The sequence below is a fragment of the Acinetobacter brisouii CIP 110357 genome, assembly GCF_000488275.1.
Classification (GTDB): Bacteria; Pseudomonadota; Gammaproteobacteria; order Pseudomonadales; family Moraxellaceae; genus Acinetobacter; species Acinetobacter brisouii.
Genome location: NZ_KI530762.1, coordinates 1,472,474 through 1,491,432, shown reverse-complemented (window position 1 = coordinate 1,491,432; position 18,959 = coordinate 1,472,474). Strand labels below are relative to the sequence as shown.

Genomic DNA, 18,959 nt, shown 5'->3' with positions numbered 1-18,959 from the left:
GCGGGTTTCTTTTTGGAGCCATAAATGAACGTCAGCAATATTATTTCCAGCGCGTTAAAACAATTGGGCGTATTGGCCGCAGGTGAGAGTGCTAGTGCAGAAGAAGTTGCTGATGCAGTAGATGCCTTGCGTAGTTTACTTGCACAATGGGCTACTGATCGACTCATGGTCTATAAAGTACAGGAAATCTCACTGGATTTAACAGGTATTGGCACATATACCTTGAGTCAGACGGTTGATTCAATATCAGATAAGGCAAAGCTCGATGATCAAGACATCATGCTTATTCGTGATTTGAATAATACTGGTTCATATAGACCTGTAATCTATACCGTTGATGAGCCATATTGGCACTTTAATGTACTAAAAGACGCCAAAAAACTTGTTCTAAATACATTTACCCTGCCAACCACGCTCGATGCAAAAGATGAAATTGATTTTCCTGCAAAGTATGAGCGCCCTCTAATTCTTTCCTTGGCTGTAGAAATTGCCCCTATGTTTGGTATTACCGAACCATCTGTTTTGATGCTAACCAATCAGGCTCGGGCAATTGAAGCACTAAAACGCAGCAATTCAACTCCGATTTATGCGCACAACGACTTGCCAGTCGGTGTAAGGAAATTCCACCGCTATGAACACTATTGATATCCCAATTGTCGGGCCTTCTTATAATTTGCAAGATTGGTCAGTTGATTGTCAGCGTACAGTAAATCTCTTTCCTCAAGCTGTTGAGAGTGGAAATACCAACAAGGTATCTGCATTGCTTCCCACACCTGGATTAGTTGAGCTTTTCAACTTGGGTGGTGTAATCCGTGGCATGTATGCTTTGAATACGAGATTGCTTGTTGTTTCAAATAATATGCTTTATTCGATTAGAGGGAGCGTTGTTACTCAACTCGGTGAAGTATCAGGTGTTGGGCGTGTTTATTTTGCTGATAATTCTGTTGACGTGATGATTGTTAGCAACAATGCTTACACATTGAATATTAAAGCAAATCTGCTAACTAAAATTACATCTGCTGAATTTCTTGGCGCTTCCGACTTAACCATTCTTGATTCTCGTTTTATCTGGTCAATACCTAATTCAAGAAAAATACAGTGGTCTGATCTGCTAAGTACACAAACATCAGCACTGTACTATGCAACAAAAGAATCAAAATCAGACAATCTTGTTCGAGTTATCGCGAATAGTGGTCAGCTTTGGCTCATCGGAGAGCTATCAACTGAAATATGGGGTGTTACTGGCAGTGCTGATGCACCATTTCAACGTATGTCGGGCGCAGTTCTCCCACTAGGTTGTCTTGCGAAAGACTCGATCTGCATCTTTGGGTCAAGTCTTGTTTGGCTGAGTCAGTCTGAGCATGGCAAAGGTCAAATTGTAATGACTCAAGGCTATCAAACCCAGCGCATTAGCAACCATGCGATTGAATCCGCGATTAATAGTTATGCAGATGTTACAGATGCGTATTCATTTGCATATCAGGAAAATGGGCATTCTTTCCTAGTAATGTCGTTCCCAACAGCAAAGAAAACTTGGTGCTATGACGCTGTAACTGGACTGTGGCATGAGCGCAGTTACTACAACTCAAAAACAGCACTTCATGAGCATCATCGTGCAGGCATGTATTGCTTCTTTGAAGGTAAACATATTGTTGGTGATCGATCAAACGGAAAGATTTATGAACTAACAGATGAATCTTTTACCGATGCGGGGGATGCAATTATCCGTGAGCGGGTTACCCCAGTTTTAAATCCACAAGGGCAACGTCTTATTTTTGATGAGTTAGAGCTTTTTTGCCAAACAGGACAGGTAACTAATATTGAACCAAATGTGATTCTTGATTGGTCTGATGACAAAGGTCAAAACTGGGCATATTCACGTCAGGTCAGTTTGGGAAAGATCGGCGAATTTAATAAGCGGGTTATTTTTAGACGACTTGGACAGTCATTTAATCGGGTCTTTCGAATTCGATTTTCTGATGTTTGCCGATTTGTTGTCACAGGATCAAAAGTGAAGGTGCGATGATGAGTAAAAACAAACTAATACCACCATTCAATGAGCCAATGTATCTAAATAATCAAATGACTCCAGCATGGCGTAACTTCTTTGAAGAAGTTGCAAAAGTCGTAAATCAGTTAAACGGGTAGATTATAAAAATGAGCCAAACATCAAAAGAAATTGATAACACTGTTTTACTTATGCAGATTTTGGGTGATGTTCAAAACCGAAGCTACATTGAACTGGTAAAAAGTGTTGAAAAAAAAATTAAAAATGCAATCAGTGATAGTGAAATTCAAGAAGGTGAAGCACCTATCACACATCATTTTGCACCAAACATCTATATGCGCCAGATGGATGCAGTAGCAGGCACACTCGTTGTAAGCAAGATGCATCGAACTGAGCATTTAAATATTTTGCTCAAAGGAAGCTTAACGGTAGTCACTGAGGAAGGGATTCAGCATCTAACAGCACCTATGGTTATCAAATCAATGCCAGGTACAAAACGAATAGGCTACTTCCATGAAGATACATCATGGATAACCATTCACCCAACAAAACTAACCAATGTTGAAGAAATCGAACGCGAAGTAATTGTTCCAGAAGAAGAGGTTGATGCCTTTTTGGAATCAATAGGATATCAAACTAAGGAGTTTAAGTTATGGCATGGGCAGCAGTAGTAGCTGGTGGTGCAGCTCTTATCGGCGGAGTAGTATCGGCAAATGCATCTAAAAGCGCAGCAAAAAAACAGGCAAATGCCGCACAAGCTGCTAGTGATCAACAACTTGCGATGTATAACCAGACCCGTGATGATTTGAGTCCATATACGCAAGCTGGACAAACTTCTTTGTCTCAACTTATGGGGAAAATGGGAGTTGGTGGATACTTCGATCAAACTTATTCAGGTCAGGATTTATATAATGATCCAAGTTATCAATTTCGCTTGAACCAAGGTCTTAATTCAGTACAGTCTAGCGCGGCAGCACGGGGCGGGTTGCTATCAGGTGCAACATTAAAGGCGCTAAATAATTATGCGAGTGACTATGCGAGCACAGAATATAGCAACGCTTACAATCGCTTTAATGCTGATCAAACCAACCAATTTAACCGTTTAAGCTCTCTAGCAGGTATGGGTCAAAATGCTGCTGCACAAGTAGGAAATAATGGCCTACAAACAGCACAGGCTGTTGCAAACAATACAATGGCAGGCGCTAACGCGACAGCAGCAGGGCAAATCGGTGTTGCTAATGCTTGGAACAGTTCTCTTGGGACTATTGGGACTTTGGCAAATGGATATATTCAAAGTAAAGGTAAAACAGGTGGGAGTATCTAATCATGTCAATTGATGCAAGTATTCCATTGATGGCTCAGGGCATTGATGGAATAAAAATGCTGCAAGATGGGTCAAAATTAGCCGACCAGTTTATCCAAAACAAAGCGGATGGAGAGCTATCGCGCATCTATAAAGAATCTAATGGTGACTTAAATAAGATGCTCCAAATCGGGCAGCAATCACCAATGGCACGCTGGATCATGCCACAGCTTCAGGCGCAGCAGGCAGCGCAGCAACAACAAATGCTTAATCAACAAAAAACACAATCAGAAATCTATAAAAATATGGGTTCTGGCGGTAAAGATTTTGCAGATGCAGGCAATACAACACAAAAAACCGCAAACTCTCGCTTAACAGATGCAAAACAAGCTATTTTTGCAGGCGCTCAAAATGGCAATCCTCAATTCATTAGAATGGGGCTTGATGCTGCAAAAGCAGCAGGTGCAATTGATGATCAAACGCATGCTCAGTTTACCCAGCAGTTAGATAGCTTAGGCGGCGATCCTGCAAAAATCTCAGAATGGGCTAAAAATGCAATTCTTGCGGGTAGTCAAAACCCTGCAAGTTTCTTATTTCAGACTGCTGATAATGCTGCAAATAATGCTCAATCTGACATTAACAACCAGCGCACAACAAATGCCAGTATCTACTCGACAGATAAAAATGCTCAAACCCAGCAGCAAAAAATGTCGCAAGATCAGCAGCAGTTTAATGCTCAAATGCGATTTAAGCAGCAGCAACAATACTTTGAGCAAAACAAGCCAACAGCTTATGGTGTAGATGCTCAAGGCCGAAAATATGCTGTTGTGAATGGTAAAGGTGTTTATATTAAAGACCAAAACGGAAATTATATTACTGAGCAACCAAAAGGTAAGGATGCAACCACTCAGGCTGAAGAAAAAACCCGAATGGCTCGTATCGACACATTGCTTCCTGAAATTGAAAAGATACTACCGAATGCAACACATAGTTATTTGGGTAAAGGTCTTGATCTGGCAGGAAACGTATTTGGTAAATCAACGCAAGGTCAACAAGCTTCTGCACAGCTTAAAACATTGTCAGGGCAACTTGTATCCTTGATGCCTAAAATGTCAGGACCACAATCCGATAAAGACGTGGCGATGTATAAGGAAATGGCGGGCAATTTGGCAGATGATACCTTGCCGATTCAGACTCGTATGGCAGCATTACAGTCTATTCGTAATCTGAATAACAAGTACAAAGCCATGGCTGCAAATCAAAATCAACCGCAGCCACAGCCACAATCTCAGGCAAATACTGCTAAGCTAAACAACATTCTATTTGGTCGTTAATTGTGCTATAAATCCCTCATTACGACGAGGGATTTATAATGAAAAAATTAATAATTTTAACTGCCTTGGTACTGTCAGGTTGTGCAACAACACAAGTTAATCCTTTGAATCTAAATGCAAATGAGAAAATACAAAAAATTTGTATTGAGCATAATCCTAGAGTCGTTGTAAATGGATTTGAGGATATTGTTATTAATCGCTTAGAAGATAATGGAATATCTACAGAAACATATACCAAAGGAAATAAGCCGCCGTATTGTGAGTATTCAATAAAGTATGTTGCATACCAAAAATGGGATTTTTCAATGGTACTCACTCAAGCGGAGCTTAGACTTTATAAAAGAGATAGCAAAATAGCTGATGCTGAATACAAATTGCATGCGGGTGGTTTGCTAAACCCAACAAAATACAAAAGTAATGAGTCCAAAATAAACCCTCTGGTTGATCAACTCGTTGGAAAATAAAATGAAAAAAATTTATGTCAGATTTCTAATCGTGTGTTGGGTTTTAGTTATTTGTGGTGGTGGATTTACTTTTTTATATTCGGTATTTACAGGTACATCATCGGAAGTAGCAAGTGTTTTTGGGTCTGTTTTAGGATTATTTTGCATGTTATTTGCTGTTACGTTTATTACACTCGGGGTTATAAACCCCAAAAAATTACTAAATTTAATATAAACCACCTTCGGGTGGTTTTTTATTATCAGGTGAAAATATGGCAACACTCGCACAACTCCAGCAAGCATATGCAAATCCAAATGTTAGAAAGATGTTAGACCTGATTGCCGCTAGCGAAGGCTCAAAATACGGATACAACACATTATTCGGCAATCAACAGTTTTCTAATTTGTCAGCGCACCCAAATATAAAAAAAGAATTCAAGCAAACAGATGGCACAACGAACTATACAACTGCTGCAGGTCGCTATCAGTTTCTAAACAGCACATGGAATAACATCGCCAAACAGTATGGCTTTCGTGATTTTTCCCCTAAAGCACAAGATCTTGGAGCAATTGCTCTAATTGCAGGGCGTGGTGCGTTAAATGACGTTATGAATGGAAACTACAAGTCTGCAATCCAGAAACTTGGAAAAGAATGGGCTTCTCTACCTACAAGCCCATATGACCAAGGAAAGCGCTCATGGGATTTTGTGAATAGCCATCTTGGTCAGAATGTTGGTGATGGATTTAGTCCAGAGTTTGTTCCAAAGGGCATGATGACGAAAAGCCAAGAGCAATACCAGCCTGAATTTGTTCCGAAAGACGCGATGGCACAAAGCTATCAGCCTGAGTTTGTTCAAGATGATCCGCAGCCAAAAGAGTATCAACCCGAGCTTGTACCAACCGAGCTATTGGCTAAAGAACATCAAGATATGCCCCTACAAGAACCTGTTGCGCAGCAACAAGCCAATTTGCAACAGAATCCTGTGGAACAAAATAATCAATTTCAACCTGAGTTTGTACCAAATAGCATGCTCGCACAGTCATAAGGGCTAAAACATGGCAGATCAAGCAGATATTTCTCAACGCATCTCTCAAGCAAAGCAGGCTGGATATTCAGATAGCGATATCTATTCAACGCTTTCGAATGACGCGAGCTTTCAAAAACGCATCACCATGGCTAAAAAAGAAGGCTTTACAGATGAGCAAATTGCGGGTCAATTAGGTCTAAAAGTCGGAAATAGTCAAGGTCAGCATCTCGCATCCGATGGTTACGGTGATGTAGTTGTTGATGGTGCTGAACAAGATTCACCAGAGGTTCTTCCAGAGCGCCATCCAATTGTTATTAACGCGTCTCGAGGTAACCAAAGTAAACAGCAGGATACCCCTGCAAAACCTGAACAGCCGTCTTTTCTTGCCGATGTTGGCGCAGGTATGGATAAGGTGTTTAGTGGTGCTATACAAGGTGCTCATTGGCTGGGTGATAAAATTCAAAAGCCACTTAATGATTATTTTGGCACTCATTTTGATACCAATGAATACCAGAAATACACGAAGCAAAAAGCTGATGAGTACAAAGCGTATGAAAAAGCACGTACTGAAAGTGGCGCAGGAACGAATTATGGCGAGTTCTTAGGTGAAATGGCTGCCACTGCTCCAGCAGCAGTTTTCGCACGTGGATATCAAGGTGCAAAAATTCTATCAACTGCAGGCGCAAAAGTCTTAGGTCAAAATGCATTATTAGGTAGTGCAATTGGGGGAGCGCAGTTCGCAGAAAATTCAGATCAACGCCTATCAAATGTTGGCGCAGGAGCAGTAGGTGGAGCAGCTGGGGCGGTGGTTGGTGAAAAAATTGGGCAAGGTATTACAAAGGCAGCAGCAAAATACAATACAACTGCAGCGAACATTGCAAATATCGACCAAAAGCTAGAAGAAGCATTAAACAAGAATGGCGTAAGCCTTTCTGATTTATCTAGTGATGTTGTAGATGGACTTCGGAAGAATGCTGTTGCAGCCACAAAATCAGGAAAAGATCTTAATCCAGATGCTGTAGCAAGACAGGCATTATTTGGAAAACTTGGTTTAAAAGGAACACAAAGTCAAGTCACTCGCAGCTCACAACAGTGGCAAAAAGAAGCTGAACTTGCAAAAATTCAAGGTGCAGGAGATCCACTTCGCAATAAATTTAATCAAGATAATGTGCAGTTAAAAGGTCTACTAGATGATGCTGCAAGCAAAACAGGTGGTACATCTATAGATCAGTATGGTGCAATGCAAGGCGCACTAGATACTGCAAACTCAAAACTAGCCTCGAATAAAGCTAATTATCAAAGTCTGTATGATCAGGCGCGACAAGCGAACGGAAATAATGTCGTTCTGGATGGCGCTGGATTCACCAATGATGCAATCACTGCTCTTGATAAAAATTATGCAATGTCTAGTTTACCGCCAAGTATTCATAAGATTTTAAAAGATGTATCGAATAACTCAGATAAATTCACACTTGGTAAATCTGAAGAATTGATCAAGATTTTGAATCGCGAATATAAGGCATCTTTGCAAAATGGACAGCCGTCTAGCTCGACTTATGCGATTGGTTTGGTGCGCGATGCACTTAATACTCGTCAAAATGAAGCTATGCAAAACTTGTTGAGTCAAGGCAATAACGATGCTGCACGATTATATAGTTCAGCTCGACAGGCATTTAAGGATAACGTGCAATCTATTGAGAACATGCCTTTGCTGAAAGATGCTCAAAACGGTGTTGAGCCTGACAAGCTCTTTCAGAAACATGTTTTAAATGGAAATGTGTCTGAACTAAGCAAAACTGTCAATTTGTTGAATGATGTAAATCCTCAATCAGTGAATGACATTAAGCAACAAGTCATTGAGTACATCTCAAACCAAGCAATTAATTCTAATGGTCAATTTAGCCCAGCAGGGATGAAGCGAGCACTGGATAAGATCGGTGATCGACGACTTGAAACTATGTTTGACCCAAAAGAAGTTTCCCGACTTAGAGACATTGGGATGGCAGGGCATTTCCTTGTATCACAGCCGCCGCACTCCTATGTGAACAACTCAAATACTGGATCAGCTTTAGCAAACTTTTTGATTGGTCGTCTAAATTTACCGGGTGTGCGTATCCTTGCCAGTCCTGTAAACGACATTATTAAGTCGCGCGAAGTTAATAAAACCCTAAAACCTAGCATTGCGGGCAATGATTTACAAATTGGCGACTTAAACCAATCCCTTATCGACCAATTACGTAAAGCAGGGCTTTTAAGTGGTGCTAATGCTGCCACACAATAGGTGAAAATATGTATTCGCTTTTAACAAATGTCACAACGCAATTTATCGATCATCTTGGAGTGCCAATCGTAGGTGGTAAAGTCTACACATACGAATCTGGCACAACAAATCCAAAGGTAACGTATACAGGATCAGATCCTACCAGTACACAAAATTTGAATCCTATCGTTCTTGATGACGCGGGGCGCGCAAATATCTATTTAGGAGATGGTGCATATCGAATTGTTGTAAAAGACAAAAATGATGCGCTTATAGCTGATGTAAATGCAATTTCCCGTGGTGTCAATGTCACTGAATTCGAAAATTTCATTCAGCAAGTCAATGATGGGTTAAATGAATTAGCACTGGTTAAGCAAAATATTGATACCTATGTTGACCAAGCAATTGAGGCTAAAAAAAATGTAGCAGGGGGTGTCCCTGGATTAGATGTAAATGCTCAACTTGATATTAATGTGCTTCCCTTTGGGGTTGCTACGGATTTAGCGGCAGGCATTGTAAAGCTTATTAACACGCTTACAAGTACGGCAACTGATTCCGCATTAACGGCAGCTCAAGGAAAGGTCTTATATGATAAATTATTCGGAATTGGTCAAACTTGGCAAAATATGACGTCAAGTAGAGCGCTAAATACCACTTATACAAATAGCACCTCCAAAACTATTATCGCTTGTGTGACTGGGTATAATTCATCTGGTACTGCACAGTCTGGCACTATAAACGGGAACTCAATTCAAAGTTTTTCAGGATATTCATCTGGTGTTACTGCAACTGTTACCCTAATAATTCCTCCAGGTGGGACATATTCAGCCAGTGGGGCGCTTGCTTCATGGTGGGAGTTACGTTAATGAATCACTACAAATTAAATAATGAAGTTTTTGCTTTTGATGACGACCAGCTTGATTTAGTCACTTCAGAAATGGTCAAAATGACGGATCAAGAAGTTGAAGCGCATATTAATCCACAACCAACAACTGATCAGTTATCTACCCAAGCGCGTAATAAACGAGACCAGCTGCTTAGCGATACACAATGGCTCGTTCAGCGTCATCATGATCAAATCGAAATTGCTGAACCCACAACACTGACTACTGATCAATACAAAGCATTGCTGACATATCGTCAGGCTTTGCGTGATGTTCCAACACAATCAGGATTCCCAAGCAACATTGTTTGGCCGTCCTACCCACTATAAAAAACAGCACCTTCCAGCCCCGAGTAGGGGCTTTTTTATTGCCAAAAATTCAGGAGTTGTTATGAATCTCTTGCTAAAAATCCCGCAAGACAAATTGCTTCACTTCATTGTTGGCCTGTTTGTTTATATGGCTTTCCATTTTATCCACCCTGTTGCAGGTCTCATCGCTGGTCTGGTCATTGGTGTTGGTAAAGAGGTTTACGACGATTTTCACAAAAATAAGCACACACCTGATTTAGATGATGCACTGGCTACGCTGTTTGGCGCATGCATCGGCTATATCTGCGGACTTTAATTAATAACTGACTTCTGCCCAATTCAGTGGGCTTTTCCTATTTTGGGGGTAATCGTGGAGCATTTCTTATCCAACTTGAGCGACCTGATTGCTCAGAATGGGGCAACCGTAGTGGGGGTGATTGTGGCTTTCTTTATGGCTTTATTTCGAACAGCACAAATGCATGGAAAATCTGACTGGTTAGAAGCTTTGATGTGTGCACTATTTGCACTTGGCATTAATGGCATCTTGTCTTGGCTTAACTTACCCAATGGCATCAGTGTTTTCGCCAGTGGCTTTATTGGATTCATTGGGACAATCAAATTTTCCTCATACATCAAAGAAAAAATTGGGATGAAATAATGAAACTCATTGATAGTTTAAAACAATGGCTAGGAAATACTAAGCAACTACACAAGCTTTGGAGTGTTCGATTAAGCGCATTAGGCGCTTTTTTTATGTCAATTGAACTAGCTTATGGCGCTCAAATCACGATTTGGTGGCAAACATCTGCAGCAGACTATTTTCCATTTCTAAGCCCTTTATTGATCAAATGGATTGGGCTTGGTCTTGTGATTACTGGGGTTGTTGTGCATCTTCGAAGCAAGGGGAAAAATGATGGCGGATAAGAAAAAACCACTGGCAGCGCTTGGCATCACAGGCGCTTTGCTGGCTTCTATCATCACTTATGAAGGTTACACATCAAAGCCAGTGATTCCGACCAAGGGTGATGTTCCCACCATTGGACATGGGACCACGATTTATCCGAATGGTCAGCGCGTCAAGATGACTGACAAAGCGATTACTCGACAGCAAGCCAAAGCATATCTAACTGATTACGTGAACAAAGATGCTCAGAAGTTTGCTGCATCAATTCCAAACGCGAAGCTATCCCAAGCTGAATATGACGTGTATTTGGATTGGACCTATCAATATGGTTTAGGCGCATGGAACAAGTCATCAATCAAAGCAAATTTGGTGAAAGGCGACTATGTGCAGGCATGCAAGTCCTTACTGAAATACAAGTTTGTAGCGGGTCGTGATTGCTCAATCCGCAGCAACAACTGCTATGGAGTGTACACACGACAACTCAATCGCTATGAGAAATGCATGGGGGCTAATTCATGATGACAGCTATTCAAGAAATAAAGGCCAAGTTTTATCAGCTCATCATTATTGTACTTACGGTACTAATCTTAATTTTAGGAATCGGCTTTGTCGTACAGACATGGCGTGTATCACACTGGAAAACACAATCTGAAAATGCAGATGCCAAATGCTTAACCCAAATTCAGAAAATCGAGCAAACACAACAAACAGCATTAAAACAGGCAAACGACAAAGCCAATCAAGCGAGTGCAGACTATGAAAAACTCAAAGCAACTCAACAAGTCAAAATCCAAACGGTTAGAGATACAGTGCAAAAGATCGTGGAAAGACCTGTTTATCGTAATGTGTGTTTTGACGATAGCGGGATGCAGCAGCTTGGGAAAGCAATCAGTCTTGGTCAAACCAAGCTATCCAGCGAACTTGATGACACAGTGCCAAAACCTGACAACTCCGAGTGACGGTACTGCTAAGTCTATTTTATTGTGGTCCGTGGACACGGTTGATAAATACAATGACTGTAAAGCGAAGCATGCAGCATTGGTTGATGCGGTGAAATGAAAAAGCCCTCGGGTGAGGGCTATTCTTTTAATTCATGTTTGGCAAGATGCTTTACTAGCTCAAGATAATAGACTTCTACTTGCCCAAGTAAATCTAATGTAGTCATCTGATGAGTGTAGAAGCTTATAGCAATTCCATTTTTAACATCTGTGGGTACTCCGATAATTTGCGCTTGCTTGGTTATTGCTTCAAGTTTGTCTAAATCTGAATCAATATTTGTTATCGAGATTAATGATGTAAGGGATTTTTCAATTATTACACTTAGTTTTAAGAATAATAAATAACTATCATCATCATTAAAAACAGTATTGTATTCCCTAAAAATTAGAAGTGATTTTTTGTGAGATGAATAGATTTTATCTATTATTTTTTTATCAAGTTCAATAATGGATACCACATCACCTTCTATATATTTCATCCCTGCTAAAATTATATGATTTAATATAGGTGCAAATAATATAAGATTATCTCTTGTAATTTCTAATGTGTCTTTTAAATAATTGTATTTAATTTGAGCATTGTGTTGATTTCTCCAATCGTTATACATTGCAGCAGCAATATATGCAGCCCCCAAGGTTGCCAGTCCACCAAAAAATCCTATAGTAAGGGTTAGTGTTTCTTTTAATTGGTCCTTAGTGTTTGAACAACCGTACCAAATAAATACAACAATAAAAAATATAATGGTAAGCGCTAAAATAACACCGAAAGTACTTTTAATATTATTACTTACTTCCATTAACTCAAAACCCCACTCAAAACTACATAACGGCTTTTCATCCCAAACGACCAGCCTGATTCTCTGTAAAAAATCTCACCATTTCTAATCGTGTGCTCAATGTAGAAGTGAAGCCATGTTTTCATTTTGTTCTACCCATCTGCAATACCCCATTTTTTAGTCAACATAGAAACAGTTAGTAAATACAATAATTGCAAATTGAAACATAGCAAGTTCATTGAAGTTGTAAGATAGTGTTATACTTCTCTTGCAGATTTGACCGGCTCAAGAGAAATTTTGAGTCGGTTTTTCCATTTTTATACTTGTGGATAACTTTATGAAAACACCAAAAAAACACCATAGTCATATAAGTTATTGATCTAATTAAAAGGTATCTAAACAATGATTTTAATCACAGGTGGTTTAGGTTTTATAGGTTCGCATATTGCGTTGCACTTATTGTCGAAAGGGCAACAAGTTGTGCTGGTTGATAATTTAGTCAATAGTCATCCGCATACCTTAGACCGTTTGCAATATATCGCAGGGCAATATATTCCATTTTTACAGGTTGATGTGCGTAACACTCCTGCATTAACCAAATTTGTAGAACAATACCCAATTGATGTGGTGATTCATTGTGCGGGATTTAAATCGCTACAAGAATCTGCACTAAAACCGATTGAGTATTATAACAATAATTTAAGCGCTTTAATGAGCATTGTGCGTATGATGCAGCGCATTGGCTGTCGGAATTTTGTGCATTTATCGAGCCTGATGGTGTATGGGTGTTCTGAAACGAAACTGTCAGAAACGACACCACTGAATTATCAGTGTGCTAATCCTTATATACAGTCACAACAAATGATGGAAAAAATTCTTGCTGATGTGTTTCAGCATGATAATGAATGGAATATGGCTATTTTACGTCTTGCCAATGTTGCTGGTGCATTTGAACAAGGCTTTTGGGGAGAATATGTTCCCAAATTACCAAAGAGTATTATGGGGCTGCTGATGCAAGCTGCGAATCATGAGCGTGAAGGCATTGAATTATATCAGGCTGCCAAAACTCAGGATCATACAGTTGAGCGCAGTTTCGTACATATTTTAGATATCTGTGATGCTTTAGAAAAAGCTTTAGAATGGCTGAAACAGCAACAGCACTGTTATGAAACATTCAATATTGCCAGAGATGATGTGATCAGTATTGCTGAACTGCTTCATGAGACCGAAGAGGTTACTGGTACGAAAATTCAGGTACTGAATGTTGCACATCATTTAAATCAAGGCCTATTAGATCAGATTGGTGCAGATGTAACTAAGGCCAAGCAAGTGTTAGGTTGGACTGCACAACGGACAGTTGCACAGATGCTACAGGATCAGTGGCGATTTTATCGTGGTGCATAAAGAAAAAGTAAATGATAATTATTTATTAAATGACTGTTGCTGAGTATGATTGGATTCAGCTTATGATGAAAAAGATTAATCATAAAAATTAGAGGATATTAAGGATGAAAACACGTATCGAACATGACACTATGGGAGAGGTTGAAGTCCCAGATGACGCGCTATGGGGGGCACAGACCCAACGTAGTTTACAAAACTTCAAGATTGGTCAGGAACGGCTACCTCGTGCCATGATTCGCGGGATGGGGTTGGTCAAGAAAGCAGCTGCATTAACCAATGCAGAGCTGAAACAGATTCCACAAGAGCTGGCAAATTATATTGTTGACGCGGCTGAAGAAGTGATTGCAGGACAATGGGATGCGCAATTTCCACTGGTGGTTTGGCAAACAGGTTCGGGTACGCAAAGTAACATGAACTGTAATGAAGTGATTGCCAATATTGCCAATCAAAAGCTGGGTAATCCTTTAGGTTCACAAAAGCCTGTCCATCCGAATGATCATGTGAACCGTGCACAATCGACTAATGATTCATTTCCAACGGCAATTCATGTTGCAGCGAGTGTGCAAATTAATGAACTGCTGATTCCTGCGGTGAAACGCCTTCGTGATACTTTGCAGCAAAAGTCAGACGAATTTCAGCAAATTGTCAAAATTGGGCGAACACATTTACAAGATGCAACGCCGTTGACATTGGGACAAGAGTTTAGTGGCTATGTCTCACAGCTTGAACATGGTTTGAAACGTCTGAATCAGGCACTTGAAGGCTTGTATGAGTTGCCATTGGGAGGAACGGCTGTAGGTACGGGATTAAATGCCCATCCAGACTATGCTGTAAAAGTTGCGCAACAATTGGCGGAGCTAACAGGCTTGCCTTTTGTCACTGCACCAAACAAATTTGAGGCATTGGCTGGACGTGATGCTGCGGTATTTGCATCGGGTGCATTAAAAACCCTTGCAACTAGCCTGAACAAAATTGCAAATGATATTCGCTGGTTAGCCAGTGGGCCACGTTGCGGGTTTGGTGAGTTACGTATTCCTGAAAATGAGCCAGGTTCAAGCATTATGCCAGGAAAAGTCAATCCGACACAGAGTGAAGCCATGACCATGGTGGTTGCTCAGGTCTTGGGAAATGACACCACGATTAATATCGCAGGGGCATCAGGTAATTTTGAGCTGAATGTTTTTATGCCTGTGATTGCATTTAACCTGTTACAGTCAATTCAGCTACTTGGTGATGCATGCAATAGTTTCAATGATCACTGTGCTGTAGGCATTGAACCAAACCGCGAAAAAATTGACCACTTTTTGCATAATTCTTTAATGCTGGTGACTGCATTAAATCCTGTGATTGGTTATGAAAATGCAGCGAAAGTGGCAAAAACAGCTTATAAGGAAAATAAAACCTTAAAACAGGTCGCTGTAGAACTTAATCTGGTAACGCCTGAGCAGTTTGATGAAGTAGTACGCCCTGAAAAAATGGTTGCACCAAATGTGAAATAATAGACATGTCTGAAGATCAGCAGTTTGTATTGGCGTGAGTTATGCGTACAATATAGCGCTCTATATTTACTGCTGATGATCTTTTTTATGCTCGATATATATTTAACCGATACGCAACAACACGTTCAGTTTCAAGATTATCCGGGTGATCATCCTGTCAAATTTATTCTCAACTTTAAAAAGATTTTTCCAAGTGTAATGGAGTTGTTACTTCCTGTTTTACCTTCAGATGAAAATCTAGAAAAAATGAGTTGGGAGTCAACCAGTCGTGATTTCGAGATTTTTAAATTACTACTCGGTGGTTGGGGATTGGTTGAACTGCGTTTAAATGCAGTCGCACAATATAAAGACCGTGCTTATGCCGACCAGTTTGTGAAAAAAGCACAGGCAAAGCGTAAAGAATACAGCAAGAAGAATGCTAAATTGTTGAGTGTTGAACTGGATTATTTGTTCTTGCAAGATTTACATGCTTTGGTGGATGCAGATTTGGTGGAAATTGGTGAGAAATTCTATCTGCCAACATTGCGTGAACAATGGAAAAATTATATGTCTGCAAGCATTCTGCAAGGGCAAATCTAAATTTGATTCGCATAAAAAAACCGCATCAAGATGCGGTTTTTTTATATTGTGCATATTAAGCTTTTTGGGCTTTATGCGCTTTTAGAGTTGCATCTAATTTTTCTTTGTCTAACGCTTTATCCCAACGTGCCACAACGATTGTTGCACATGCATTACCAATAAGGTTAGTTAGTGCGCGACATTCAGACATGAAACGGTCGATACCTAAAATAAGCGCCATCCCTGCAACAGGAACATCTGGAACGACAGATAACGTTGCTGCAAGTGTAATAAAACCTGCACCAGTTACGCCTGCTGCGCCTTTAGAGCTGATCATGGCAACGAGCAATAGGGTCAACTGCTGGCCAATAGTTAAGTCAATATTACATGCCTGAGCAATAAACAATGCTGCCATTGTCATATAGATATTTGTACCATCTAGGTTAAACGAGTAACCTGTTGGAATAACAAGACCTACAACAGATTTTTCACAACCTGCTTCTTCCATTTTTTCCATAAGAGATGGTAGAGCAGCTTCTGAAGAGCTTGTTCCTAGAACTAACCAGAGTTCTTCTTTAATGTAACGAACCAAGTCAATAATTGAGAAACCATTGTATTTGGCAACAGCACCCAAAATAATCACGACAAACAATACCGCAGTAATGTAGAAAGTGAGAATCAATAATGCCAGATTACCAATAGAACCAATACCATATTTACCAATTGTAAATGCCATTGCACCAAACGCACCAATTGGTGCAAGTTTCATGAGCATGCCTACAAGTTTAAATACAGGGGTAGTCAGGTTGTTTAAGAAATCAATAATTGGTTTAGAGTGTTCGCTGGTTGTTGCAAGTGCAATACCAAACAATACTGCAACAAAAAGAACCTGTAAAATATCGCCACCAACAAGTGGGCTAACCAATGTTTTTGGAACGATATTCATCAAGAAGCCAACGACAGTCGAGTCGTGCGCTTTCTCGACATATTCAGAAACCTTGTCGCCGTGTAAAGTTGCAGGGTCGATATTTAAGCCGTGACCAGGTTGGATCACATTGGCAACCACCATCCCAACAAATAACGCTAAAGTTGAGAATGTGACAAAATAAAGCATCGCTTTACCTGTTACACGTCCAACACTTCCCATGTTGTTCATGCTAGCAATACCCGTGACTACAGTTAAGAAAATAACGGGCGCGATGATCATTTTTACAATATTAATAAAAGCATCACCTAAAGGTTTGAAACTCTCACCAACGCTTGGGAAGAAATGACCTAATAAAATACCTATGGCAATTGCGAAGATTACTTGAACATAAAGTATTTGGTAAAACTTCGGCTTGTCCCCTGGAGCTTTGGGTTGATGTGCGTGAATGTCCATTAATATAAGATCCTATAGATATTCCAAAAAAGTGGGTGCCAATTTTGTGGTTTACTTGCAAAACGAATTTTACTTTAAAAAAATATTTGAAGTTAAAATGTGGCCATAAAATTTGGAAATGATGAAATTAAATAAATAACTCAAATAAATAAAACAAATTTGTTGAAATTTTAAAAAATTAATTAAAAACAATAATTTAATTATATTGATTGGATTTTGTTAGTCGAGAAAACGATTTTTAATTCTGAAACCCGACCAAATCAATAAGTTATACTTTAGTCGAACAGAGCGTTTTTTATACAAAATTTTTAAGAAAAATTACATTGAACTTTTGAATCTGCATTTGAGCATTTAGAGAAGATTGTTAAGTTTTTCTTGAGTTATTTGGCTTGAATTGGCAATAAATAAGTGGAAAACGTCAAATTTCAGGCAAATTCTTTTAAATTAAATAATGAATCTGATTATTATGTATGCAAAAAATGCATTAATATAGTGCAAAAAATGCATTTACCCTATAAGAAATTCTTAAGTATGTCTGCGAGTGGTCATGATAAGTTTGTATTTATTTATGAAATGACTTAAGGTCAAAACACAGGACAATATTGCAGTTCTAGTGTACTAAAATTTACTTCTAGGCATTAAATTTGCTTTAAAAGAAACTATAATGATGAAACTATTATCATCATGATCAATGATTTGAACTTAAGGAATAGGATAAATGAAATCACGTGCGGCAGTTGCATTTGGACCAGGTCAGCCCTTAAAAATTGTAGAGGTCGATGTTGCACCACCAAAAGCAGGAGAAGTTCTGGTTAAGATTACCCATACTGGCGTTTGCCATACCGATGCATTTACTCTTTCAGGAGATGACCCTGAAGGAATATTCCCTGCTATTTTAGGGCATGAAGGTGCGGGTATCGTTGTTGAGGTCGGTGAGGGTGTAACCAGTGTTCAACCAGGTGATCACGTTATTCCTTTATATACTGCAGAATGTGGCGAATGTTTATTTTGTAAATCAGGCAAAACCAATTTGTGTGTTGCGGTACGTGCAACACAAGGCAAAGGGGTGATGCCAGATGGAACAACGCGCTTTTCTTATAATGGTGAGCCAATTTATCACTATATGGGTTGTTCAACATTTAGTGAATATACCGTCGTGGCTGAGGTATCGTTGGCAAAAATTAACCCTGAAGCGAACCCTGAGCAAGTGTGTCTGCTAGGTTGTGGGGTGACAACAGGTATTGGTGCGGTACACAACACAGCCAAAGTTCAGGAAGGTGACAGCGTTGCCGTTTTTGGACTAGGGGGAATTGGCCTAGCTGTGGTTCAAGGTGCGCGTCAAGCTAAAGCAGGACGTATTATTGTCGTTGATACCAATCCAGAAAAATTCAAGCTCGCAGAACAGTTCGGTGCGACCGATTTTGTCAATCCAAAAGATTATGATCAACCTATTCAGCAGGTGATTGTGGAAATGACAGGTTGGGGAGTTGACCACTCTTTTGAATGTATTGGTAACGTGAATGTGATGCGTTCGGCTTTAGAGTGTGCGCACCGTGGTTGGGGACAATCGATTATTATTGGTGTGGCAGGTGCTGGGCAGGAAATTTCAACTCGTCCATTTCAGTTGGTCACAGGCCGCAAATGGATGGGTACAGCATTTGGCGGCGTAAAAGGACGTTCACAATTACCAGGTATGGTTGAAGATGCAATGAAAGGTGAAATTCAGCTTGAACCTTTTGTGACACATACCATGCCACTTGAAAAAATCAATGAAGCTTTTGATTTGATGCATGAAGGCAAATCAATTCGTAGTGTGGTTCACTACTAAAATTAACTTGAGTTCGATATGAAATGTGTAGGCATAATCAAAC

The 18,959-nt window shown here is 39.8% G+C and carries 22 protein-coding genes; 19 read left to right on the top strand and 3 right to left on the bottom strand.

Annotated elements, in window-relative coordinates; translation table 11 throughout:
- The first annotated feature begins 24 nt into the window (after positions 1-24).
- The 6 genes from P255_RS07035 to P255_RS07005 all read left to right on the top strand — a co-directional run bounded on the left by P255_RS07035 (position 25) and on the right by P255_RS07005 (position 5,109).
- Complete coding sequence (locus P255_RS07035; protein ID WP_004904809.1) at positions 25-645, top strand: hypothetical protein; 621 nt, start codon at positions 25-27, stop codon at positions 643-645.
- Complete coding sequence (locus P255_RS07030; protein ID WP_004904810.1) at positions 632-2,026, top strand: packaged DNA stabilization protein; 1,395 nt, start codon at positions 632-634, stop codon at positions 2,024-2,026. Before P255_RS07035 ends, P255_RS07030 begins: the two co-directional genes overlap by 14 nt.
- Positions 2,027-2,157: 131 nt before the next feature.
- Positions 2,158-2,679, top strand: a complete 522-nt coding sequence (locus P255_RS07020) for a hypothetical protein (protein ID WP_004904815.1) — start codon at positions 2,158-2,160, stop codon at positions 2,677-2,679.
- Complete coding sequence (locus P255_RS07015) at positions 2,661-3,332, top strand: hypothetical protein (RefSeq protein WP_004904818.1); 672 nt, start codon at positions 2,661-2,663, stop codon at positions 3,330-3,332. The genes P255_RS07020 and P255_RS07015 overlap by 19 nt, the downstream gene beginning before the upstream one ends.
- Before the next feature lie 2 nt (positions 3,333-3,334).
- Entirely contained in the window at positions 3,335-4,645 is a 1,311-nt protein-coding gene (locus tag P255_RS07010; protein ID WP_004904821.1) for a hypothetical protein, read from the top strand.
- Between the two features lie 38 nt (positions 4,646-4,683).
- A complete protein-coding gene (locus P255_RS07005; RefSeq protein ID WP_004904823.1) occupies positions 4,684-5,109 on the top strand; it encodes an Sbal_3080 family lipoprotein in 426 nt (141 codons plus the stop codon).
- Positions 5,110-5,121: 12 nt separating this feature from the next.
- Here P255_RS07005 and P255_RS15685 read toward each other — a convergent pair whose 3' ends face one another.
- A complete protein-coding gene (locus P255_RS15685) occupies positions 5,122-5,256 on the bottom strand; it encodes a hypothetical protein (protein WP_255209839.1) in 135 nt (44 codons plus the stop codon).
- 104 nt (positions 5,257-5,360) lie between these two features.
- Between P255_RS15685 and P255_RS06995 the strand changes: the two genes are divergently transcribed.
- The 9 genes from P255_RS06995 to P255_RS06955 all read left to right on the top strand — a co-directional run bounded on the left by P255_RS06995 (position 5,361) and on the right by P255_RS06955 (position 11,431).
- Entirely contained in the window at positions 5,361-6,134 is a 774-nt protein-coding gene (locus tag P255_RS06995; RefSeq protein ID WP_004904827.1) for a glycoside hydrolase family 24 protein, read from the top strand.
- 10 nt (positions 6,135-6,144) lie between these two features.
- A complete protein-coding gene (locus tag P255_RS06990) occupies positions 6,145-8,397 on the top strand; it encodes a hypothetical protein (protein ID WP_004904828.1) in 2,253 nt (750 codons plus the stop codon).
- Between the two features lie 8 nt (positions 8,398-8,405).
- Positions 8,406-9,242, top strand: coding sequence for a hypothetical protein (locus P255_RS15070; protein WP_004904832.1), 837 nt, complete (start codon positions 8,406-8,408; stop codon positions 9,240-9,242).
- Positions 9,242-9,589, top strand: a complete 348-nt coding sequence (locus P255_RS06980; RefSeq protein ID WP_004904833.1) for a phage tail assembly chaperone — start codon at positions 9,242-9,244, stop codon at positions 9,587-9,589. The genes P255_RS15070 and P255_RS06980 overlap by 1 nt, the downstream gene beginning before the upstream one ends.
- 61 nt (positions 9,590-9,650) lie before the next feature.
- On the top strand, positions 9,651-9,884 hold the full coding sequence (locus P255_RS06975; RefSeq protein ID WP_004904835.1) for a hypothetical protein: 234 nt from the start codon (positions 9,651-9,653) through the stop codon (positions 9,882-9,884).
- A gap of 54 nt (positions 9,885-9,938) precedes the next feature.
- Entirely contained in the window at positions 9,939-10,226 is a 288-nt protein-coding gene (locus tag P255_RS06970) for a phage holin, lambda family (RefSeq protein WP_035365088.1), read from the top strand.
- The gene (locus P255_RS06965) at positions 10,226-10,492 is read left to right on the top strand and encodes a DUF7940 domain-containing protein (RefSeq protein WP_004904837.1); all 267 of its coding nucleotides are present in this window, start codon (positions 10,226-10,228) and stop codon (positions 10,490-10,492) included. The genes P255_RS06970 and P255_RS06965 overlap by 1 nt, the downstream gene beginning before the upstream one ends.
- A complete protein-coding gene (locus P255_RS06960) occupies positions 10,479-10,991 on the top strand; it encodes a glycoside hydrolase family protein (RefSeq protein ID WP_004904839.1) in 513 nt (170 codons plus the stop codon). The genes P255_RS06965 and P255_RS06960 overlap by 14 nt, the downstream gene beginning before the upstream one ends.
- Complete coding sequence (locus tag P255_RS06955) at positions 10,988-11,431, top strand: hypothetical protein (RefSeq protein ID WP_004904841.1); 444 nt, start codon at positions 10,988-10,990, stop codon at positions 11,429-11,431. The genes P255_RS06960 and P255_RS06955 overlap by 4 nt, the downstream gene beginning before the upstream one ends.
- A gap of 119 nt (positions 11,432-11,550) precedes the next feature.
- Here the strand turns inward: P255_RS06955 and P255_RS06950 are convergent, their stop codons facing one another.
- Positions 11,551-12,267 (bottom strand): hypothetical protein, encoded by a 717-nt coding sequence (locus P255_RS06950; protein WP_004904842.1) that lies wholly within the window; start codon positions 12,265-12,267, stop codon positions 11,551-11,553.
- A gap of 381 nt (positions 12,268-12,648) precedes the next feature.
- Between P255_RS06950 and P255_RS06945 the strand changes: the two genes are divergently transcribed.
- From P255_RS06945 to P255_RS06935, 3 genes are all read left to right on the top strand, one after another.
- A complete protein-coding gene (locus P255_RS06945) occupies positions 12,649-13,650 on the top strand; it encodes an SDR family NAD(P)-dependent oxidoreductase (RefSeq protein ID WP_004904845.1) in 1,002 nt (333 codons plus the stop codon).
- 104 nt (positions 13,651-13,754) lie between these two features.
- On the top strand, positions 13,755-15,149 hold the full coding sequence (gene fumC, locus P255_RS06940) for a class II fumarate hydratase (protein ID WP_004904847.1): 1,395 nt from the start codon (positions 13,755-13,757) through the stop codon (positions 15,147-15,149).
- 87 nt (positions 15,150-15,236) lie between these two features.
- On the top strand, positions 15,237-15,728 hold the full coding sequence (locus tag P255_RS06935; protein ID WP_004904852.1) for a hypothetical protein: 492 nt from the start codon (positions 15,237-15,239) through the stop codon (positions 15,726-15,728).
- Positions 15,729-15,783: 55 nt separating this feature from the next.
- Here P255_RS06935 and P255_RS06930 read toward each other — a convergent pair whose 3' ends face one another.
- Positions 15,784-17,088: a dicarboxylate/amino acid:cation symporter gene (locus P255_RS06930; protein WP_004904854.1), complete on the bottom strand. Its 1,305-nt coding sequence runs from the start codon at positions 17,086-17,088 to the stop codon at positions 15,784-15,786.
- A 718-nt stretch (positions 17,089-17,806) separates the two neighbouring features.
- Between P255_RS06930 and P255_RS06925 the strand changes: the two genes are divergently transcribed.
- Complete coding sequence (locus tag P255_RS06925; RefSeq protein WP_004904857.1) at positions 17,807-18,916, top strand: S-(hydroxymethyl)glutathione dehydrogenase/class III alcohol dehydrogenase; 1,110 nt, start codon at positions 17,807-17,809, stop codon at positions 18,914-18,916.
- The last annotated feature ends 43 nt before the right edge of the window (positions 18,917-18,959 follow it).

Bases quoted from the DNA above. Each gene is read 5' to 3' on its own strand.
- P255_RS07035 (WP_004904809.1), top strand. From the start codon at position 25: ATGAACGTCAGCAATATTATTTCCAGCGCGTTAAAACAATTGGGCGTA.
- P255_RS07030 (WP_004904810.1), top strand. From the start codon at position 632: ATGAACACTATTGATATCCCAATTGTCGGGCCTTCTTATAATTTGCAA.
- P255_RS07020 (WP_004904815.1), top strand. From the start codon at position 2,158: ATGAGCCAAACATCAAAAGAAATTGATAACACTGTTTTACTTATGCAG.
- P255_RS07015 (WP_004904818.1), top strand. From the start codon at position 2,661: ATGGCATGGGCAGCAGTAGTAGCTGGTGGTGCAGCTCTTATCGGCGGA.
- P255_RS07010 (WP_004904821.1), top strand. From the start codon at position 3,335: ATGTCAATTGATGCAAGTATTCCATTGATGGCTCAGGGCATTGATGGA.
- P255_RS07005 (WP_004904823.1), top strand. From the start codon at position 4,684: ATGAAAAAATTAATAATTTTAACTGCCTTGGTACTGTCAGGTTGTGCA.
- P255_RS15685 (WP_255209839.1), bottom strand. From the start codon at position 5,256: ATGCAAAATAATCCTAAAACAGACCCAAAAACACTTGCTACTTCCGAT.
- P255_RS06995 (WP_004904827.1), top strand. From the start codon at position 5,361: ATGGCAACACTCGCACAACTCCAGCAAGCATATGCAAATCCAAATGTT.
- P255_RS06990 (WP_004904828.1), top strand. From the start codon at position 6,145: ATGGCAGATCAAGCAGATATTTCTCAACGCATCTCTCAAGCAAAGCAG.
- P255_RS15070 (WP_004904832.1), top strand. From the start codon at position 8,406: ATGTATTCGCTTTTAACAAATGTCACAACGCAATTTATCGATCATCTT.
- P255_RS06980 (WP_004904833.1), top strand. From the start codon at position 9,242: ATGAATCACTACAAATTAAATAATGAAGTTTTTGCTTTTGATGACGAC.
- P255_RS06975 (WP_004904835.1), top strand. From the start codon at position 9,651: ATGAATCTCTTGCTAAAAATCCCGCAAGACAAATTGCTTCACTTCATT.
- P255_RS06965 (WP_004904837.1), top strand. From the start codon at position 10,226: ATGAAACTCATTGATAGTTTAAAACAATGGCTAGGAAATACTAAGCAA.
- P255_RS06960 (WP_004904839.1), top strand. From the start codon at position 10,479: ATGATGGCGGATAAGAAAAAACCACTGGCAGCGCTTGGCATCACAGGC.
- P255_RS06955 (WP_004904841.1), top strand. From the start codon at position 10,988: ATGATGACAGCTATTCAAGAAATAAAGGCCAAGTTTTATCAGCTCATC.
- P255_RS06950 (WP_004904842.1), bottom strand. From the start codon at position 12,267: ATGGAAGTAAGTAATAATATTAAAAGTACTTTCGGTGTTATTTTAGCG.
- P255_RS06945 (WP_004904845.1), top strand. From the start codon at position 12,649: ATGATTTTAATCACAGGTGGTTTAGGTTTTATAGGTTCGCATATTGCG.
- fumC (WP_004904847.1), top strand. From the start codon at position 13,755: ATGAAAACACGTATCGAACATGACACTATGGGAGAGGTTGAAGTCCCA.
- P255_RS06935 (WP_004904852.1), top strand. From the start codon at position 15,237: ATGCTCGATATATATTTAACCGATACGCAACAACACGTTCAGTTTCAA.
- P255_RS06930 (WP_004904854.1), bottom strand. From the start codon at position 17,088: ATGGACATTCACGCACATCAACCCAAAGCTCCAGGGGACAAGCCGAAG.
- P255_RS06925 (WP_004904857.1), top strand. From the start codon at position 17,807: ATGAAATCACGTGCGGCAGTTGCATTTGGACCAGGTCAGCCCTTAAAA.